The organism is Saccharopolyspora gloriosae (genome assembly GCF_014203325.1).
In the GTDB taxonomy this organism is placed as follows: domain Bacteria; phylum Actinomycetota; class Actinomycetes; order Mycobacteriales; family Pseudonocardiaceae; genus Saccharopolyspora_C; species Saccharopolyspora_C gloriosae.
The window spans coordinates 4,162,769-4,178,339 of sequence record NZ_JACHIV010000001.1 but is presented as its reverse complement, the minus strand read 5'-3'; the positions used below and the strand labels follow the sequence as shown (position 1 = coordinate 4,178,339).

Sequence of the window (15,571 nt, the reverse complement as noted above, 5' to 3'; positions counted from 1 at the left end):
CCGCCGTCCGATCAAGCCGCGCTCGGCGCCTTCCGGGCACGTCGGCGCGCCGAGCGGTACGTCAGCTTCCGAAGCAGCGTTTCCGCCGGGCCGCGCACGCCCGCGCGGTCGAGGGCGTGCGCCACGACGACGGTCAGCAGCCAGGTGCCGACGCCGACGCACAGCGCCGACCAGCTCGACAGCTGAGCGCCGAGCGCGAAGCCCCACGCCGCCAGCACCGGCACGAACACCACCGACTGCGCCAGGTAGCCGCTCAGCGATCGCCGCCCCAGCGAGACCAGCGCGCGCACCGGCAGCGGCGGGGTCGTGCCGCGCGCCGCGAACCGGTGCGCGACGAGGCCGAACAGGGCCGCGTAACCGACCCCGGCGAAGATGCCCGTGTAGAAGTGCACCATCCCGAACGCGGCCGGATTGGGCAGGTCCAGCACGCCGATGTGCACGAGCGCCTGCACGGCACCGGCGCTCCAGCCGACCGCGATCCCGATGACGGCGGTGCCGCGCAGCAGCGGGAGGTGCCGCGACGGCTCTTCGAGCACCCGGTGCCGCGCGGCCAGCAGGCCGATCAGGAACGCCGTCGGCAGCGCGAGCGTGGCGATGCCGGAGAGCAGGCTCGGCGCCCACGCGGTCAGGCGCAGCAGCATCGAGGTGACGTAGTCGCCTTCGGCGACCGTGAGCTGCTGCAGGTTCGGCGCCGGGGCGGCGCCGCCGGCGGGGAGCATCGCCATGGCGGCGCTGAACGCGGCGCCGAGGCCCAGCAGCACGGCGATCCAGATCTTCAGGGTGCGGTCGCGGCGCTTGAAGAACAGCGGCACGAACAGCAACCCCATCAGCCCGTAGGTGCCGAGGATGTCGCCCTGCCACAGCAGAACCGCGTGCACCAGGCCGAATCCGAGCATCCACAGGTGCCGGGTCCGCAGCAGCCGCCGCGCGTCGCGTTCCGAGGTGCCACCGGCGATCTGCCGCGCGTGGAGCTGCCCGATGCCGTAGGCGAACAGGAACGCGAACATCGTGTGCGTCCGGGCGTCGACCACGATGATCGTGAACGCCTGCGCGATCCGATCGGCCACGCCGCCGTCGGCCGGGTGCATCAGCGTCACGCCGATGGTCGCCGTGAACAGGAACCACGGGGTGTGCGCCAAGGCGATGAGCAGCAGCATCATGCCGCGCGCGAGGTCCGGTGCGAGCGCCCGATCGCGCAGCGGCGTCGGCAGCGCGGGCGCCGCGGCACCGGACGCGGGTAGTGGTGGGGTGGTCGTGGTGGGCACGGGAACGGGCTCCTCTCGAGGGCGGACCCGCCCATGAAAGACCGTGCCCTCACGGCATGCTCAACCCTCGGCTTTCCGCAACGGCTTCAGAGCACGCCGAAGCCCGCGTCGACGGGGAGCGCGGTACCGGTCACGTAGCGGGACGCGTCGGATGCGAGCCACACGACGGCCTCAGTGATGTCGGCGGGTTCGACGACGTCGACGGGCAGTGCGTTCACCAGCATCGCGGCGTCCGCCGGGTTCTCGTGGAAGTACGACGCCAGATCCGGGTTGTCCAGCATCGGCGTGCGCACTCCGGTGGGGTGCACGACGTTCACGCGGATCGACGACTTCGCGAACCGGGCCGAGTAGGCGCGCATCAGCCCGACGACGCCGTGCTTCGCGGCGGTGTAGGCGAGCGTCGCGGCCGTGCCGGGTGCTCCGACGAGGCCTTTGATCCCCGCCGTCGAGCCGATCAGGACGATCGAACCGCCCGCGCCCATGTGCGGCGCGCACGCCTCCACGGTGTGCCAGACGCCGGTCATGTTGATGTCGACGACGTCGCGCCAGATCCGCTCGGGCGGGATTCCGGCGGCCGGGCGGATCGTGGACACGGCGGCGTTGGCGACCGCGATGTCGACCCGGCCGCCGAGCTCCGCGACCGCCCGCGCCACGCCGTCGGCGAGGCCGTCGCCGTCGCGGACGTCGGCGCGGACGGCACGGATGCGGCCGTCCTTCCCCAGCGAGGCCGTCTCGGCCAGCTCTTCGGCCGTGGCCATCGGGTACGGCACCGAGTCGATCGGTTCGCAGATGTCGACGGCCACGACGTGCGCGCCCTCGTCGGCGAGACGCAGGGCGTGCGAGCGCCCCTGGCCGCGAGCGGCACCCGTGACGACGGCGACCTTTCCGCTGACCACACCGGCGTTCATCCGTGATCACCCCACTCGTGGGTCGTCGCCGTCCCGGAGCCAGGCGGCACCGCCCGACTTCTGGCCGCCCGACACGCTAGAACGCCCGACCGCGGGCGAACATCCGCCACAAGCCTGAAACGAGCCGACTCGATCCGGCCGGGTTCACAGGGAGGTTCGGTCGGTTGATCTCGGGTGGTCGACGGGGGTGCCGCTGTGGAGGTGGCCGGTGAGCGCGTTGTGGCGCCACGGGCCGGTGGAGTCGTAAAGATCCTCCTCGGTGTCCACAGTGGAGAGGAGGACGCCGGGTTCGCCGCGGCGGAGCCGCCCGACGTGGACGCCGTCGGCGCGGACGAAGAACGCGGGCCACGAGCTCTCCGGCGCGGACGAGTTGGGGCAGCTGATCCACACGTGGTCGCTGGCGGCCACCGCCGTCATCGCGGCGGGCATGGTGATGCCGGGGTAGGTGAACGTCGCGGCCGGGTTCAGCCGCTCGTGCTCGGGACCGATCGCGGCTCCGATGGCCGCGAGCCGCTCCGGTGTCGCGTTCCCGGTGTGGAAGGAGTGGAACAGCAGCCGCACCCCGCGCTTCGCGTACTCCCGGTGCAGCTCGGGGAATCGGTAGTCGTAGCAGATCAGCGCTCCGCACGGCACGCCCCCGATCTCCCAAGTGCTGGCGTGGTCGCCGGGGCTGTAGTGAGCGAGGTCGCCGGTGCGGCCTTCCGCGTCCCCGGAGCAGAAGCGCTTGTCGTAGCGGTCCACCAGCCGCCCGCGGTCGTCGATCACGTACAGGCTGTTGTGCGGCGCGAGGCCGTCACCGAGCCGGTGCGCGGAGCCGAGCACGACCCAGATCCCCAGCTCGCGAGCCAGCTCCAGCACGCGGAGCGTCGCGGATCGCAGGCCCGCCCAGTCGAACCCGTCGAACGAGTCGAAGTCGCAGCCCGCGTAACCCGACAGCGCTCCCTCGGGGAAGTGGGCGACGTGGGCACCCCGCCGCTTCGCCACCCGCAGCTGCTCGACGACGTTGCGGAGGTTGGCCGAGACGTCCCCGCTCACCGCGAACTGGCACGTCGCCACGCTGATCGCCACCATCCGCCCATGGTGCCCGCCCCGGCGGTCCGGCTCAGCCCGTTTTGCCCGCGTCGCGGCGGCTACGGCGTGTCCGCACCCGATGACGCCGCGTGTCCCGCCCCCTGCGAGAAGCGTGATCATCGTCGCGATCGTGGGGGCGGTGGTGGTGCTCTGCGGGAGGGTGTGCGGCGTTATGGTGCCGGTGGCGCTCCGCGGCGGACGAGCAGACCGCGGGCCGTGATCACCGGCCGGGCAGGGCCACCCCGAAGGAAGGCGTGACGGATGAGCGATCGCGAGTTCGACGTTGTCGTGTTCGGTGCCAGCGGATTCGTGGGCCGGCTCACCGCGTTGTACCTGGCCGAGCACGCACCGGCCGGGACCAAGATCGCCCTGGCCGGGCGCAGCGAGAGCAAGCTGGCGCGGATCCGCGGGGAGCTGCCCGCCCCCGCCGGTGAGTGGCCGCTGATCATCGCCGACACCAACGACGCCGCCGCCCTGCAGGAGATGGCGGGCCGCACCAGGGTCGTGTGCACCACGGTGGGCCCCTACCTGCGCTACGGCGAAGGACTCGTGGCCGCCTGCGCGGACGCCGGTACCGACTACGTGGACCTCACCGGTGAGGTGCCGTTCGTCCGCCGCTGCATCGACGAGTTCGCCGACCGGGCCACCGCCAGCGGTGCCCGCATCGTGCACTCCTGCGGGTTCGACTCCGTGCCCTCGGACCTCGGCGCGTACGTGCTGCACAAGAAGGTCCAGGAAGACGGCGCCGGTGAGCTGACCGGCACCACCATGGTCGTGCGCAAGCTCCGCGGCGGCGTGAGCGGCGGCACGATCGACTCGATGCGGGTGATCGCGCAGCAGGCCTCGGACCCGGCGGTCCGGCGCGTCCTGGGCAACCCGCACGCGCTGTCGACCGGGCCCGGTGAGCGCGCCCGCGTGAAGCGCTCCGAGGAGCCCGGGGACATGGCGCTGGTCGACGCGTCCAAGGTCGACCCCGGCCTCAGCGGAACCCTCGCCCCGTTCTTCATGGCCAGCCACAACACCCGCATCGTGCGCCGCTCCAACGCGCTGCTCGACGGCGCCTACGGCAGCGACTTCCACTACGGCGAGACCATGGCCGTCGGCCGGACGCCGGTGGTCTCGACGGTCGTCGCCGGTGCCGTCAGCGCGGGAACCGCGTTGTTCCTCGGCGCCATGGCGATCAAACCGGTGCGTTCGGTGCTCGACCGGATCCTGCCGAAGGCGGGGGAGGGCCCGAACGAGCAGACCCGCGAACAGGGGCACTTCACCACCGAGACGTACACGACCACGACGACCGGAGCCCGCTACCGCTCGCGGTTCCGCGCGCAAGGCGACCCCGGTTACAAGGCGACCGCGGTGATGCTCGGCGAGAGCGCCCTGTCCCTGGCGCTGCACCGCGACGCGCTGCCCGAGCGGGCAGGCGTGCTCACCCCGGCCACGGCGATGGGCGACGTGCTCGTCGACCGGCTCCGCGCCGCAGGAGTAGACCTCGCCGTCGACCGCGTCGGCTGACTTCCTTCGTCTTTGATCTCGGCGTGAGTAGGGGTCGGGTGGCGGAACCTCACGGTTTCCTCGCTGCGGGATCTTTTTTCCAAGTGGCTCCGCCACGAGGAAAAAAGCTGTCCTCGCGAGGAAACCGCTGAGAACCCGCGGGTGGTCCGGCTGCGTAGGTGGTCGCTGCTCAGCGGCTTCGCCGCTGACAGGACAACGATTAAAAGATCAGTTCGAAAGAACCCCTAGGACGGTCTCCGGTTCTTGCGGCGGCCGCCTAGGTCAGCCGTGGCGGATCTTGAGCCAGTGGAGCTTGTCCTGTTCGCGGCGCGGCAGGCCGGCGACGACCAGGTCGTAGGAGTCCTCGATCATGTCGCGGACGAGGGGGTCCGGGACCGCGTCGTTGACGACGACGGTGTTCCAGTGGCGCTTGTTCAGGTGGTAGCCGGGGCCGACGGCGCTCGGGTAGCTCGTGCGCAGGGACACCGCCAGGTCCGGCTCGCACTTCAGGCTCACCCGCAGCGGATCCGCGTCGAGCCTGCTGATCGCGAAGAGCTTCCCGGCGACCTTGAAGACGCTGTTGTGCTCGTCGAACGGGAACTCCTCCCGGGCGCCGGGCATGGCCAGGCACGCGGCTTTGAGCTCGTGGGGCGTCATGGCGCGAGGGTAATCGTCACCCCCGACGGTGGTGACCCGTCGTCCGGCGCGGGTGGCGCGACCGGACGACGGGTGTTCAGCGGACGCCGGTCGCGACGTCGAGGGCGGTCCACGCGAGCGCGGTGGCGGCGTCCACGAGGGCCTTCTCGGCGTCACCGCCGACGCAGTGGGCGGCGAACTCCGGCTGGTGGTTCAGCGCCGGGAGCGAACCGATCCCCACGTAGGGGTGGATCGCCGGCACCACCTGGGACACGTTGCCCATGTCGGTGGACGCGCGGTTCATCCGCCGCGCCACCGGGTCCCGGCCGAAGGTGCGGCCGAGCTCCTCGGCGTTGCGGACGTAGGCGTCCAGCGCCGGCCGGTAGGTGCGGAACTCCGCGTAGGGCTTGCTCTCCGGCGTGACCTCGAGCGAGGCCCCGGTGGCGAGGGCGCCCGCTTCGAAGCAGCGCCAAACCTTCTCCTCGGTCTCGGCCAGCTGCGCGGAGTCCTCGGCCCGGACGTACCAGCGCCCTTCGGTGCGCGCGGGGATCGCGTTCGGAGCCTCACCGCCGTTGGTCATCACGCCGTGGACGCGCACGGTGTGCGGCAACTGCTGGCGCAGCAGGCCGATCGCGACCTGGGCGACGGTGAACGCGTCGGCCGCGTTGACGCCCTGCTCGGGGTAGGCCGCGGCGTGGGAAGCCTTGCCGCGGAAGGAGACGTGCGAGTGCGACACGGCGAACGGTTCCGCCTCCGCGACGTCGACGGGAGCCGGGTGCGCCATCATCGCCAGGTCGAGCCCGGCGAACGCGCCGCGCTCCAGCAGTTCGACCTTGCCGCCACCGCCCTCCTCGGCGGGAGTGCCGTAGACCTCGATGGTCAGCCCGGCGGTGTCCGCGAGCGGTGCCAGGGCCCGCGCGGCGCCCGCGGTGATCGCCGCGATCAGGTTGTGCCCGCACGCGTGCCCGAGGCCGGGCAGCGCGTCGTACTCCGCGCAGAGCCCGAGGCGGAACGGGCCGCTGCCGAAGGTCGCGAGGAACGCGGTGTCGAATCCGAGGTACGCGGGCGTGATCGTGAAGCCCGCCTCCGCCAGGGAATCGGCCACCCAGCGCGCCGAGCGGTGCTCCTCCCACGCCGTTTCCGGGTGGGCGTGGAGCTGTTCGGAGAGCCGGATGAGCCGTTCGGCATCACCGGCGACGGTGCCGGCGGCCCGCTTCTTCGCCGCGTCGATCCCGGCCATCACTCGTCCCCGGGGACGCCGTACGACGGCGCGGAAGCGGGGTTGAGCGCGCGCGTCACGTAGTCGTCGCGCTGCGGCAGCCAGCGGTCGAGCAGCGCCCGGAGGTCGCCGATCGGGTCGTCGCTCCAGTCGACCCGCAGGTCGGTTTCGCGCCACGCCACTTCGCGCACGACGGAGAGCCCGGCGGAGTGCACCGGGCCCGCCTCGCCACCGGCGGCGGAACCGGCTTCGAGCGCGCGCAGCAGGCGGTCTTCGAGCTCACCGCCGGAATTCTCGAAGGAGTCCACGACGGCGTCGACGACCTCGGGCGAGCGCAGCATGTTCCCGGCGGCGACGACCCGCGCACCGACGCGATCCCGGTGCACGCCGAGGGATTCGGCGCCGGAGTACACGGCGCCGTCGCCGCCCGGTTCGAGGACGGTGAGCTGGCGGTGCTCGATCAGCTCGCGGCCCTCGACGACCGCGGCCAGCGCGTCGCGCGCCCCGGCTCCGGACGCCAGCGCGTCCAGGAGCTCCGACCCCAGCCGCGGGTCGGTGACGTTCTGCGAGGAGGCCCCGCCCACGCCCGCGCGCAGGTGGATGCAGCGGGCGGCCACGGCGGGGCTGGAGGACGTCACGGCGATGCCGACGGCGCCGGTGCCGTCGGTGCCCAGCACGGAGAACGTCATCGCGCACCTCCGGGGAGCACGGCGACGGCGTCGACCTCGACCAGCCACTCGGGCCGGGCGAGCGCGGAGACCACCACACCGGTGGAGATCGGGTGCACGCCGCGGGTCCAGCGGCCCACGACGCGGTAGACCGCTTCGCGGTAGCGCGGATCGACGAGGTAGATCGTCAGCTTGACGAGGTGCTCCATCCGAGCCCCGGACTCCCGCAGCAGCAGGTCGATGTTGGCCATCGCCCGCTCGGCCTGGGCCGCGACGTCGCCGACGCCGACCGATTCGCTGGTGTCGAGGTCCTGCCCGATCTGCCCGCGCACGTAGATCGTGTTCCCGGCGACGACCGCCTGGCACAGGTCGTTGTCCAGGCTCTGCTCGGGATAGGTGTCGCGGGTGTTGAAGGGGCGGATCCGCGTGTGTCCGCCTGCGACGATCGGGGCGTTCACCTGGTTCCCCTCGCTCGTGGAGGTCATCGGCTGCTCCTGTCGGTGGACCGGTCGGGGGTGTGCTGGGCGAGGTAACCCCGCTGGGTGGAGATGTGGTCGGCGACGTAGCGGGCGTCGTGCCACACGCCCCAGATGAAGCTGGACCCGCGGCGCGACAACCAGGGCAGGCCCAGGAAGTACACGCCGGCTTCGGCGGACACGCCGCGGCGCTGATCCGGCCGGCCGTTCTCGTCGAACGCGTCGACCTGCAACCAGCCGTAGTCGGTGGCGAAGCCGGTGGCCCAGACGATCGAGGTGACATCGGCTTCGGCCAGGTCGAGTTCGAGCAGGGGATCGGTCGCGCTGCCCGGCAGCGGGCCGAGGACGTGCGCTTCCGGTTCCGCGGGCAGGTCGAGGCCGTTGCGCTCGACGTACTCGTCCGCGGCGCGCAGCAGGTCGAGGTGCTTCGCGTCGCCGAGCTCGATGTTCGCGGCGAGGTCCGGTGCGAAGCGCAGCTTCCCGCCGTCGTACGAGGACGTCATGCCGACCAGCTCGATCCCCGCGTCCGCGAGGGCGCGGAAGTCCACCGTGCGCCCGCCACCGGCTCCGCTGACCGCGATGGTCACGTGCTCGGCGCCCTGCGGCGGGGTGTCGGCGTCCCAGAACCCGAGCACGCCCAGCCACCAGCAGAAGTCGCGGCCCCGGTACCGGCGGGGAGGGCGGTCGTGCGGGCCGACCGACAGCAGCACGCGGCGACCGGACCGGCGCAGTTCCTCGGCGATCTGCACGCCCGACGAACCGGCTCCGACGACGAGGACCGCGCCCTCGGGCAGCCGGCCGGGATTGCGGTACCCGCTCGAATGCAGCTGCGTGGCGACGGCGTCGTCCGGGACGATCGGCGGGATCACCGGCCGCTGGAACGGTCCGGTCGCGGCCACGACGAAGCGCGCGTCGATGGCGCCGTCCGAGGTCTCGACCCGGAATCCGGGCGCGCCGGCGTTCTTGCGCACCGAGGTCACCTCGACGCCGCACCGGATCGGTGCGTCGATCCGCCGCGCGTACTCGGCGAAGTAGTCCGCGACCTCGTCCTTCGAAGCGAAGGAATCGGGGGCCACCGCGGCGAATTCCAGTCCGGGGAAGCGGTCGTGCCACGCGGGTCCGTTGGCCACCAGGGAATCCCACCGCTGCGAACGCCACCGCTCGGCGATGCGGTCCCGTTCGAGCACGAGGTGCGGCACCCCGTGCGCACCGAGGTGTTCGCTCATCGCCACACCGGCCTGGCCGGCCCCGACGACGACCACCTCGGTCTCTTCGATCGACATGTCAACCTCCGCTCCGGCGGTGGTCGGCCCGGCGTCGAGTTCACCGCGCCACCGCGGGAAAATCCTCGAACACCGCGGCACTTCCGTCCAACAGATGTTCTCGCTGCACTGGTTCGATTTTTCCGATGCGGACGGCCGCGGGAACGGACTTCCCGTTGCGCGCCAAGAAGAATCCGCCTACCGCGCGTCGACCGGGTCCCGCCGTCGTCCTACCGGTGCGGGGCCGACGTCCTCCGGGCGCAGCAGCGCGTTCCCGGCGGTCTCCTTGAGCGACAGCGCGGCGATGAGGCCGCCGACGGCGAACACCATCATGTACGGGCCGGGCACGAGGGTGCTGCCGGTCGCGGAGATGAGCACGGTCATCACGTAGGGCACCGTCCCGGCGAACAGCGCGGCGGTCACGTTGTACGCGATGGACAGGCCGCTCTGGCGGGTGCGCGTCGGGAAGATCTCCGCCGACCACACCGCGTAGGTGCCGAGGATCGCCGCGAGGACCACGCCCAGCAGCAGACCGGCGACCCAGGTCCCGGCCGATCCGGAGCGCATGAGCAGGAACGCGGGCGTGGCCAGCACCAGCAGCGCCGCGCAGGCACCGACGAACACCGGCTTGCGCCCGACGCGGTCGGACAGGCGTCCGAACACCGGGACCAGCACCAGTCCCAGCAGCGAGATCGCCGTCGACAGCAGCGCGGCGCTGCCGTCGGAGTGCCCGAGGTGATCGGTCTCGTAGGTGACCAGGTAGGTCAGCACCACGTAGAACGGCACGTGCATGGCCGTCATCAGACCGGCGGCCTGGAGCAGTTCCCGCTTGTTGGTGCGCAGCAACTCCTTCGCCGGGCTGCGCGGGACGGTGTCGTTGGCTTCGAGCGCCCGGTACTCCGGGGTGTCCTCGATCTTGCTGCGGATGATGAAGCCGATGATGCCCAGCGGCGCGGAGATGAGGAACGGGATGCGCCAGCCCCACGAGGTCAGCTGCCCGTCGTCGAGTCCCACCGACAGCAGCAGGAACGTGAAGGAGCCGGCCAGGAAACCCAGCAGCGAGCCGACTTCCAGCCAGCTGACGCCGAAGCCGCGTCGCCGCCGGGGTGCGCTCTCGGACAGGAAGCTCGCCGCGCTGCCGAATTCCCCGCCTGCGGCGAAGCCCTGCACCATCCGCAGGACCACCAGCAGCACCGGAGCGGCGATGCCGATCGAGGCGTAGCCGGGCAGCAGGCCGATCCCCAGCGTCGCCCCCGACATCGTGAAGATGACCAGCGACAGGGTGCGCTTGCGGCCGATCTTGTCGCCCAGCGGCCCGAACACCGCGGCGCCGATGGGGCGGATGCCGAACGACACCGCGAACACGCCGAACACGGCCAGCAGCCCGGTCGTGCTGTTCTCGGCCGGGAAGAACACCGTCGCGACGGTTCCGGCGAGGTAGGCGTAGGCCGCCCAGTCGAACCAGTGCACGAACACGCCGACGGCTCCGGCCGCGACGCTGCGGCGCAGCGCGACCGCGTCGGCGGCCACCTCGACCTCCGGCGTCGCGGGGTCGTTGTGCGAGGTGGGCATGCGCGCCTCCTGGGGGGAATCGTGCGTTCCCCCGACGTGATCGCCGGGCGACGACGGCGGGAGCGAATTCGTGCGCAACAGCGTCACCCGGCGCGCGAGGATTCGTCCAATAGATGTTTCCGCTGTGGTGCAGCGGAAAATCAGATGCCGTCGCTCAGGAGGGGATGGCGCGCAGGAGGTCCATGACGGCCTGGGCGCGGGCGGTCTGGCGCACCCCGTCCACCGCGGTGATCGTCACTTCCAGCGGAGGGCGGTCGCCGCGCAGTTCGAGCGCCACGACCTCGCCGCCGCCGTAGGTCTGATCGGTCCGCGGCCGCTGGTTGAGCAGGGAGTACCCCAAGCCCTGCGCCACCAGCGAGCGCACCGTCTCGTAGCTCTGGCTGCGGTAGCGCACGTCGGGAGCGCTGCCCGAGGCCGCCACGACGGCGCGGAAGTAGTCCCGGCTGTAGGGCAGGTCCAGCAGCACCATCGGGTCGGGCGCCAGCTCGGCGAGATCGACCGTGGCCCGGTCCGCGAGGCGGTGACCGGCCGGGACGATGACGTAGGCCGGGGCCAGGGCGATGGTCTCCCGGTGCAGGTCGGTGTCGGCGGGCGCGCTCAGGCCGTAGGTGAGCGCGAAGTCGATGCCGCCGCTGCGCAGCGCCCGGTGCAGGTGCTCGGCTTCGGCTTCGACCACGTTCAGCTCGATGTCCGGGTGGTGCTCGTCGCAGGCCGCGAACAGGGCCGGGAGGTAGTACGGCGCGAGCGTCACGAAGCAGCCGATCGTCACCGGGCCCGACAGGGTGCCGCCGCTGCCGCGGGCCTCCGCCTCGACGTCGCGGGCGCGGGTCAGCAGGTCCCGCGCCTGGGCCAGCAGGCGTTCTCCGGCGGAGGTGAGGGTCAGCCCGCGCGCCCGGTGCCGGATGAACAGCTGCAGGCGCAGCTCGTGCTCCAGGTTGGCGATGGCGGAGGAGACCGCCGACTGGGCGATGCGCAGCTCGTCGGCGGCGGCGGTCATCGAGCCGCGCTCGGCGGCGGCGATGAAGTAGCGGAGCTGGACGAGCGTGAAGCCGGGCGTGGTCATACCGACCCTCGAGGTGCTGGTTGCGAAGCGGTTCTCCGCCGCAGACTAGCCCGCGCGCCGCGACCTCTCCGCGCACCCGGCAGCCGCCCGCCGAGCGGGTCAGGTCAGCTTGATCTGGCGGTTGACGTCCTTGTAGAGCAGGTACCGGAACTTGCCGGGGCCGCCCGCGTAGCAGGCCTGCGGGCAGAAGGCGCGCAACCACATGAAGTCGCCGGCCTGGACCTCCACCCAGTCGTCGTTGAGCCGGTAGACGGCCTTGCCTTCGAGCACGTAGATCCCGTGCTCCATCACGTGCGTCTCGGCGAACGGGATGACCGCGCCGGGTTCGAACGTGACGATGTTGACGTGCATGTCGTGGGCGAGGTCGTTCGGGTCGACGAACCGGGTGGTCGCCCAGGTCCCGTCGGTGCCGGGCATCGGCGTGGGCGCGACGTCTTGCTCCTGGACGGCGAACGCCGCGGGCGCGTGGCCTTCGAGCGGTTCGTAGGCCTTGCGGACCCACTGGAAGCTGGCGAGCGCGTCGGTGTCGTTGGCCACCGACCAGTCGGCACCGGCCGGGAGGTAGGCGTAGCCGCCGGGTGCGAGGTCGTGCCGGGTGCCGTCGATGACCAGCCGCAGGTCGCCGGAGAGCACGAACACGACCGATTCGACGCCGCTCTCCGGTTCGGGACGGGTGCTGCCGCCTCCCGGTGACACCTCGACGAGGTACTGCGCGAACGTCGTCGAGAACCCCTGGATCGGCTTGGCGAGGATCCACGCCCTGGTGCGGTCCCACCCGGGGAGGTTGCTGGTGACGATGTCGCGGAGCACGCCGCGCGGGATGACCGTGTACGACGCGGTGACGACCGCGCGGTCGGTGAGCATCGTGGACTGCGAGGGCAGGCCGCCCTCGGGCGAGAAGTAGCTCGGCTGGTTCAAGTGATCCCTTCCTCGTGTGGAGCGGGCGCGAAGCCGGGGGTGCGTTTATGTATACACAACCGGCCGGGCCGGTGGCGAGGGCCGGGGACGGCGAGCGTGCGCGGCGGATTCGCCTTCCCGCACTTCCCGCCGCGGGGGAATTCGTGGTCGACTTACCGGCTCGGCGAGCGCGCTCCGGTGACTGTTGACGGCGATCAGGTCGATGGCTACCGTTTCCGAATCACAGTCGTATACTTTCACATAGCGGAAACATCGGCTCACATCATGGACACATCGAGCGCAAGCTTGGAGGCGGTTCGATGACTGCCACGGACCGCCCGTCAGCTCCGGAAGGCGCCCCGAGCGCCCGCTTGTACAGCTACGACCTGGCCCCGACGAAGAAGGAAGGGCGCCGCTGGGGCGCCTACAACGTCTTCACGCTCTGGGCCAACGACGTGCACAGCCTCGGCAACTACGCGTTCGCGATCGGCCTGTTCGCCCTCGGGCTGAACGTGTGGGGCATCCTCGCCGCCTTCGCCCTCGCTTCCGTCCTGCTGTTCCTGCTGCTGACGCTGTCCGGCTACATGGGCCACAAGGCGGGTGTGCCCTTCCCGGTCATGAGCCGCATCGCGTTCGGGACCAGGGGAGCGCAGCTCCCGGCGGCCGTGCGCGGCATCGTCGCCATCGCGTGGTTCGGCATCCAGACCTACCTCGCGTCCTCGGTGCTCAACACGCTGCTGGTGGCCATGTTCCCCGCACTCGGCGGGTTGCAGGACCGGTCGGTGCTGGGCCTGTCGCTGCTCGGCTGGATCACGTTCCTCGTGCTGTGGGCCGTGCAGGTCCTCATCGTCAGCTACGGCATGCACGTGATCCGCCGGTACATGGCGATCGCGGCGCCCACGACGCTGATCACGATGTGCGGCTTGGCGCTCTGGATGTTCTGGCGCGCGGACTGGTCGATCTCGTTGTCCACGGCGCAGCCGCTCACCGGTGGGGCGATGTGGCTGAAGGTGCTGGAAGGCGCCGCGCTCTGGGTGGTGATCTACGGGACGTTCGTCCTGAACTTCTGCGACTTCACCCGCTCGGCCAAGAGCCGCCGGTCGATCGTGCGCGGCAACCTGGTCGGCATCCCGGTGAACATGCTCTTCTTCGCCGTCATCGTCGTCGTGCTCAGCGGCGCGCAGTTCAAGCTGGACGGACGGGTGATCACCAGCCCGACCGACATCGTGCAGACGATCCCCAACATGGTTCTGCTCGCGACCGCGTCGGTCGCGCTCATCATCCTGACGATCGCGGTCAACCTGCTGGCGAACTTCGTGGCGCCGATCTACGTGCTGGTGAACCTGTTCCCGAGGCACCTGAACTTCCGGCGGGCCGGCCTGGTCAGCGCCGTGATCGGGCTGGTGATCCTGCCGTGGAACCTCTACGACAGCCCGGTCGTGGTGAACTACTTCCTCGGCGGTCTCGGCGCGCTGCTCGGCCCGCTGTTCGGCGTGATCATGGCGGACTACTGGCTGCTGCGGAAGACCCGCGTGAACGTCCCGGACCTCTACACCGAGGACGCGGAAGGCGAGTACTACTACCGGCGCGGGTACAACCCGAAGGCGGTCTGGGCATTCCTGCCCGCCGCGGCGATCGCGGTCGTGGTCGCGCTGGTGCCGGTCTTCGGCGCCGCGTCCGGGTTCTCCTGGTTCATCGGCGCGGCCCTCGGTGCCGTGATCTACGCCGTCATCGGTGATCGCCATCTCGACGGGCGGGACGTGGACGGCGAGTCGATCGCGGTGGCGGCGGAGTGAGCCGGGAACGCCCGGCACAGCTGGAGGAGGAGTAGGACCGTGCGCATTCTCGTCGTCAACGTCAACACGACCGCGACCATCACCGAGTCCATCGGCGAGCAGGCCGCGGGCGTCGCGGCCCCCGGCACCGAGATCGTGCCGCTGACGCCGTCCTTCGGCGCGGAATCCGTGGAGGGCAACTACGAGAGCTACCTCGCGGCGGTCGCGGTGATGGAAGCGGTCCGGGCCTACCCGGAACCGTTCGACGCCGTCATCCAAGCCGGGTACGGCGAGCACGGCAGGGAAGGGCTGCAGGAGCTGCTCGACGTCCCGGTCGTGGACATCACCGAGGCCGCCGCGAGTACCGCCCAGTTCGTCGGGCGCTCCTACTCGGTGGTGACCAGCCTGGACCGCACGGTTCCGCTGATCGAGGACCGGCTCAGCGCGGCGGGGCTCAGCGACCGGTGCGCGTCGGTGCGGGCGAGCGGCATGGCCGTGCTGGACCTGGACCGCGATCCGGCGGCGGCCGTCGACGCCATCGCCGAGCAGGCGGTGCGCGCGGTGGAGGACGACCGGGCCGAGGTGATCTGCCTGGGGTGCGGCGGCATGTCGGGGCTCGCCGAGCGCGTGGTGGAACGCACCGGGGTGCCCGTGGTCGACGGGGTCACGGCGGCGGTGACGATCGCGGAATCGCTCGTCCGGCTGGGGCTGACGACGTCGAAGGTGCGGACGTACGCCCCGCCGCGCCCCAAGAAGATGACCAACTGGCCGCCCCGCCCCTGAGATCGTCCTGCCCGCTTCCGCGCAGGGGGAAGCGAATTCTAAGGGGTCCTTTCCGAATGGCCTGCGTAGCGGGTCGCTCAGCGGAACCTCAGCGGCTTCCTCGCTGTCCGTTGCCGGTGTGATCGCGATTTCTGATGTATGCCGTACACGGCGAAATCGCTGTCCTCGCGAGGAAGCCGCCGAGAACCCGCCGGTGGTCGTCTTGCTCTGGCTGGTCACTGCTCAGCGGCTCCGCCGCTGACAAGACGACGATCAAAAGATCATTCTGAACGGGCCCTGAGTCCACGGCTGGCCGCACCGGGATTCCCGGTGCGGCCAGTTCCGCTGCGCGCCCGGCCGTGGCGAGCGCCGCGCGCGATTCCATTCATGGCCACAGTGGACGGTCATTCGTCCTGCGTCGATCCGTGAACTTCCCGCACCGCAACGACTTCTGGGTTCGTCGCTGCGGCGGCTCGACGTGTCACCGATGGCGATGTCGTCATTCC

General features: G+C 71.2%; 14 protein-coding genes. 3 read left to right on the top strand and 11 right to left on the bottom strand.

The features are described from left to right. Positions 1–11 precede the first annotated feature (11 nt). From BJ969_RS18400 to BJ969_RS18390, 3 genes are all read right to left on the bottom strand, one after another. Positions 12–1,265 carry a DUF418 domain-containing protein gene (locus BJ969_RS18400; RefSeq protein ID WP_343071476.1) on the bottom strand — a complete coding sequence of 418 codons (1,254 nt, stop codon included), beginning with the start codon at positions 1,263–1,265 and terminating at the stop codon, positions 12–14. Positions 1,266–1,351: 86 nt separating this feature from the next. Further along, on the bottom strand, positions 1,352–2,173 hold the full coding sequence (locus BJ969_RS18395; RefSeq protein ID WP_184480361.1) for a mycofactocin-coupled SDR family oxidoreductase: 822 nt from the start codon (positions 2,171–2,173) through the stop codon (positions 1,352–1,354). Between the two features lie 144 nt (positions 2,174–2,317). Further along, entirely contained in the window at positions 2,318–3,244 is a 927-nt protein-coding gene (locus BJ969_RS18390; protein ID WP_221315874.1) for a carbon-nitrogen hydrolase family protein, read from the bottom strand. Positions 3,245–3,505: 261 nt separating this feature from the next. Between BJ969_RS18390 and BJ969_RS18385 the strand changes: the two genes are divergently transcribed. After that, entirely contained in the window at positions 3,506–4,756 is a 1,251-nt protein-coding gene (locus tag BJ969_RS18385; protein ID WP_184480359.1) for a saccharopine dehydrogenase family protein, read from the top strand. 261 nt (positions 4,757–5,017) lie between these two features. Here BJ969_RS18385 and BJ969_RS18380 read toward each other — a convergent pair whose 3' ends face one another. The 8 genes from BJ969_RS18380 to BJ969_RS18345 form a co-directional block, all read right to left on the bottom strand. Next, positions 5,018–5,392, bottom strand: a complete 375-nt coding sequence (locus tag BJ969_RS18380) for an MmcQ/YjbR family DNA-binding protein (RefSeq protein ID WP_184480357.1) — start codon at positions 5,390–5,392, stop codon at positions 5,018–5,020. A gap of 76 nt (positions 5,393–5,468) precedes the next feature. Continuing rightward, positions 5,469–6,611, bottom strand: coding sequence for a M20 family metallopeptidase (locus tag BJ969_RS18375; protein WP_184480355.1), 1,143 nt, complete (start codon positions 6,609–6,611; stop codon positions 5,469–5,471). Beyond that, positions 6,611–7,279 (bottom strand): DUF1028 domain-containing protein, encoded by a 669-nt coding sequence (locus BJ969_RS18370; RefSeq protein ID WP_184480353.1) that lies wholly within the window; start codon positions 7,277–7,279, stop codon positions 6,611–6,613. The genes BJ969_RS18375 and BJ969_RS18370 overlap by 1 nt, the downstream gene beginning before the upstream one ends. Next, a complete protein-coding gene (locus BJ969_RS18365) occupies positions 7,276–7,743 on the bottom strand; it encodes a RidA family protein (protein ID WP_184480351.1) in 468 nt (155 codons plus the stop codon). The genes BJ969_RS18370 and BJ969_RS18365 overlap by 4 nt, the downstream gene beginning before the upstream one ends. Next, positions 7,740–9,017 (bottom strand): flavin-containing monooxygenase, encoded by a 1,278-nt coding sequence (locus BJ969_RS18360; protein WP_184480349.1) that lies wholly within the window; start codon positions 9,015–9,017, stop codon positions 7,740–7,742. The genes BJ969_RS18365 and BJ969_RS18360 overlap by 4 nt, the downstream gene beginning before the upstream one ends. Before the next feature lie 177 nt (positions 9,018–9,194). Beyond that, positions 9,195–10,568 carry an MFS transporter gene (locus BJ969_RS18355; protein ID WP_184480347.1) on the bottom strand — a complete coding sequence of 458 codons (1,374 nt, stop codon included), beginning with the start codon at positions 10,566–10,568 and terminating at the stop codon, positions 9,195–9,197. 154 nt (positions 10,569–10,722) lie between these two features. Beyond that, entirely contained in the window at positions 10,723–11,631 is a 909-nt protein-coding gene (locus BJ969_RS18350; RefSeq protein ID WP_184480345.1) for a LysR family transcriptional regulator, read from the bottom strand. 99 nt (positions 11,632–11,730) lie between these two features. After that, positions 11,731–12,495, bottom strand: a complete 765-nt coding sequence (locus BJ969_RS18345; protein WP_425503607.1) for a bifunctional allantoicase/(S)-ureidoglycine aminohydrolase — start codon at positions 12,493–12,495, stop codon at positions 11,731–11,733. Positions 12,496–12,848: 353 nt separating this feature from the next. Here BJ969_RS18345 and BJ969_RS18340 point away from each other — a divergent pair, with 353 nt between their 5' ends. Continuing rightward, positions 12,849–14,324, top strand: a complete 1,476-nt coding sequence (locus BJ969_RS18340) for an NCS1 family nucleobase:cation symporter-1 (RefSeq protein ID WP_184480341.1) — start codon at positions 12,849–12,851, stop codon at positions 14,322–14,324. A 39-nt stretch (positions 14,325–14,363) separates the two neighbouring features. Next, on the top strand, positions 14,364–15,086 hold the full coding sequence (locus tag BJ969_RS18335; RefSeq protein ID WP_184480339.1) for an aspartate/glutamate racemase family protein: 723 nt from the start codon (positions 14,364–14,366) through the stop codon (positions 15,084–15,086). The last annotated feature ends 485 nt before the right edge of the window (positions 15,087–15,571 follow it).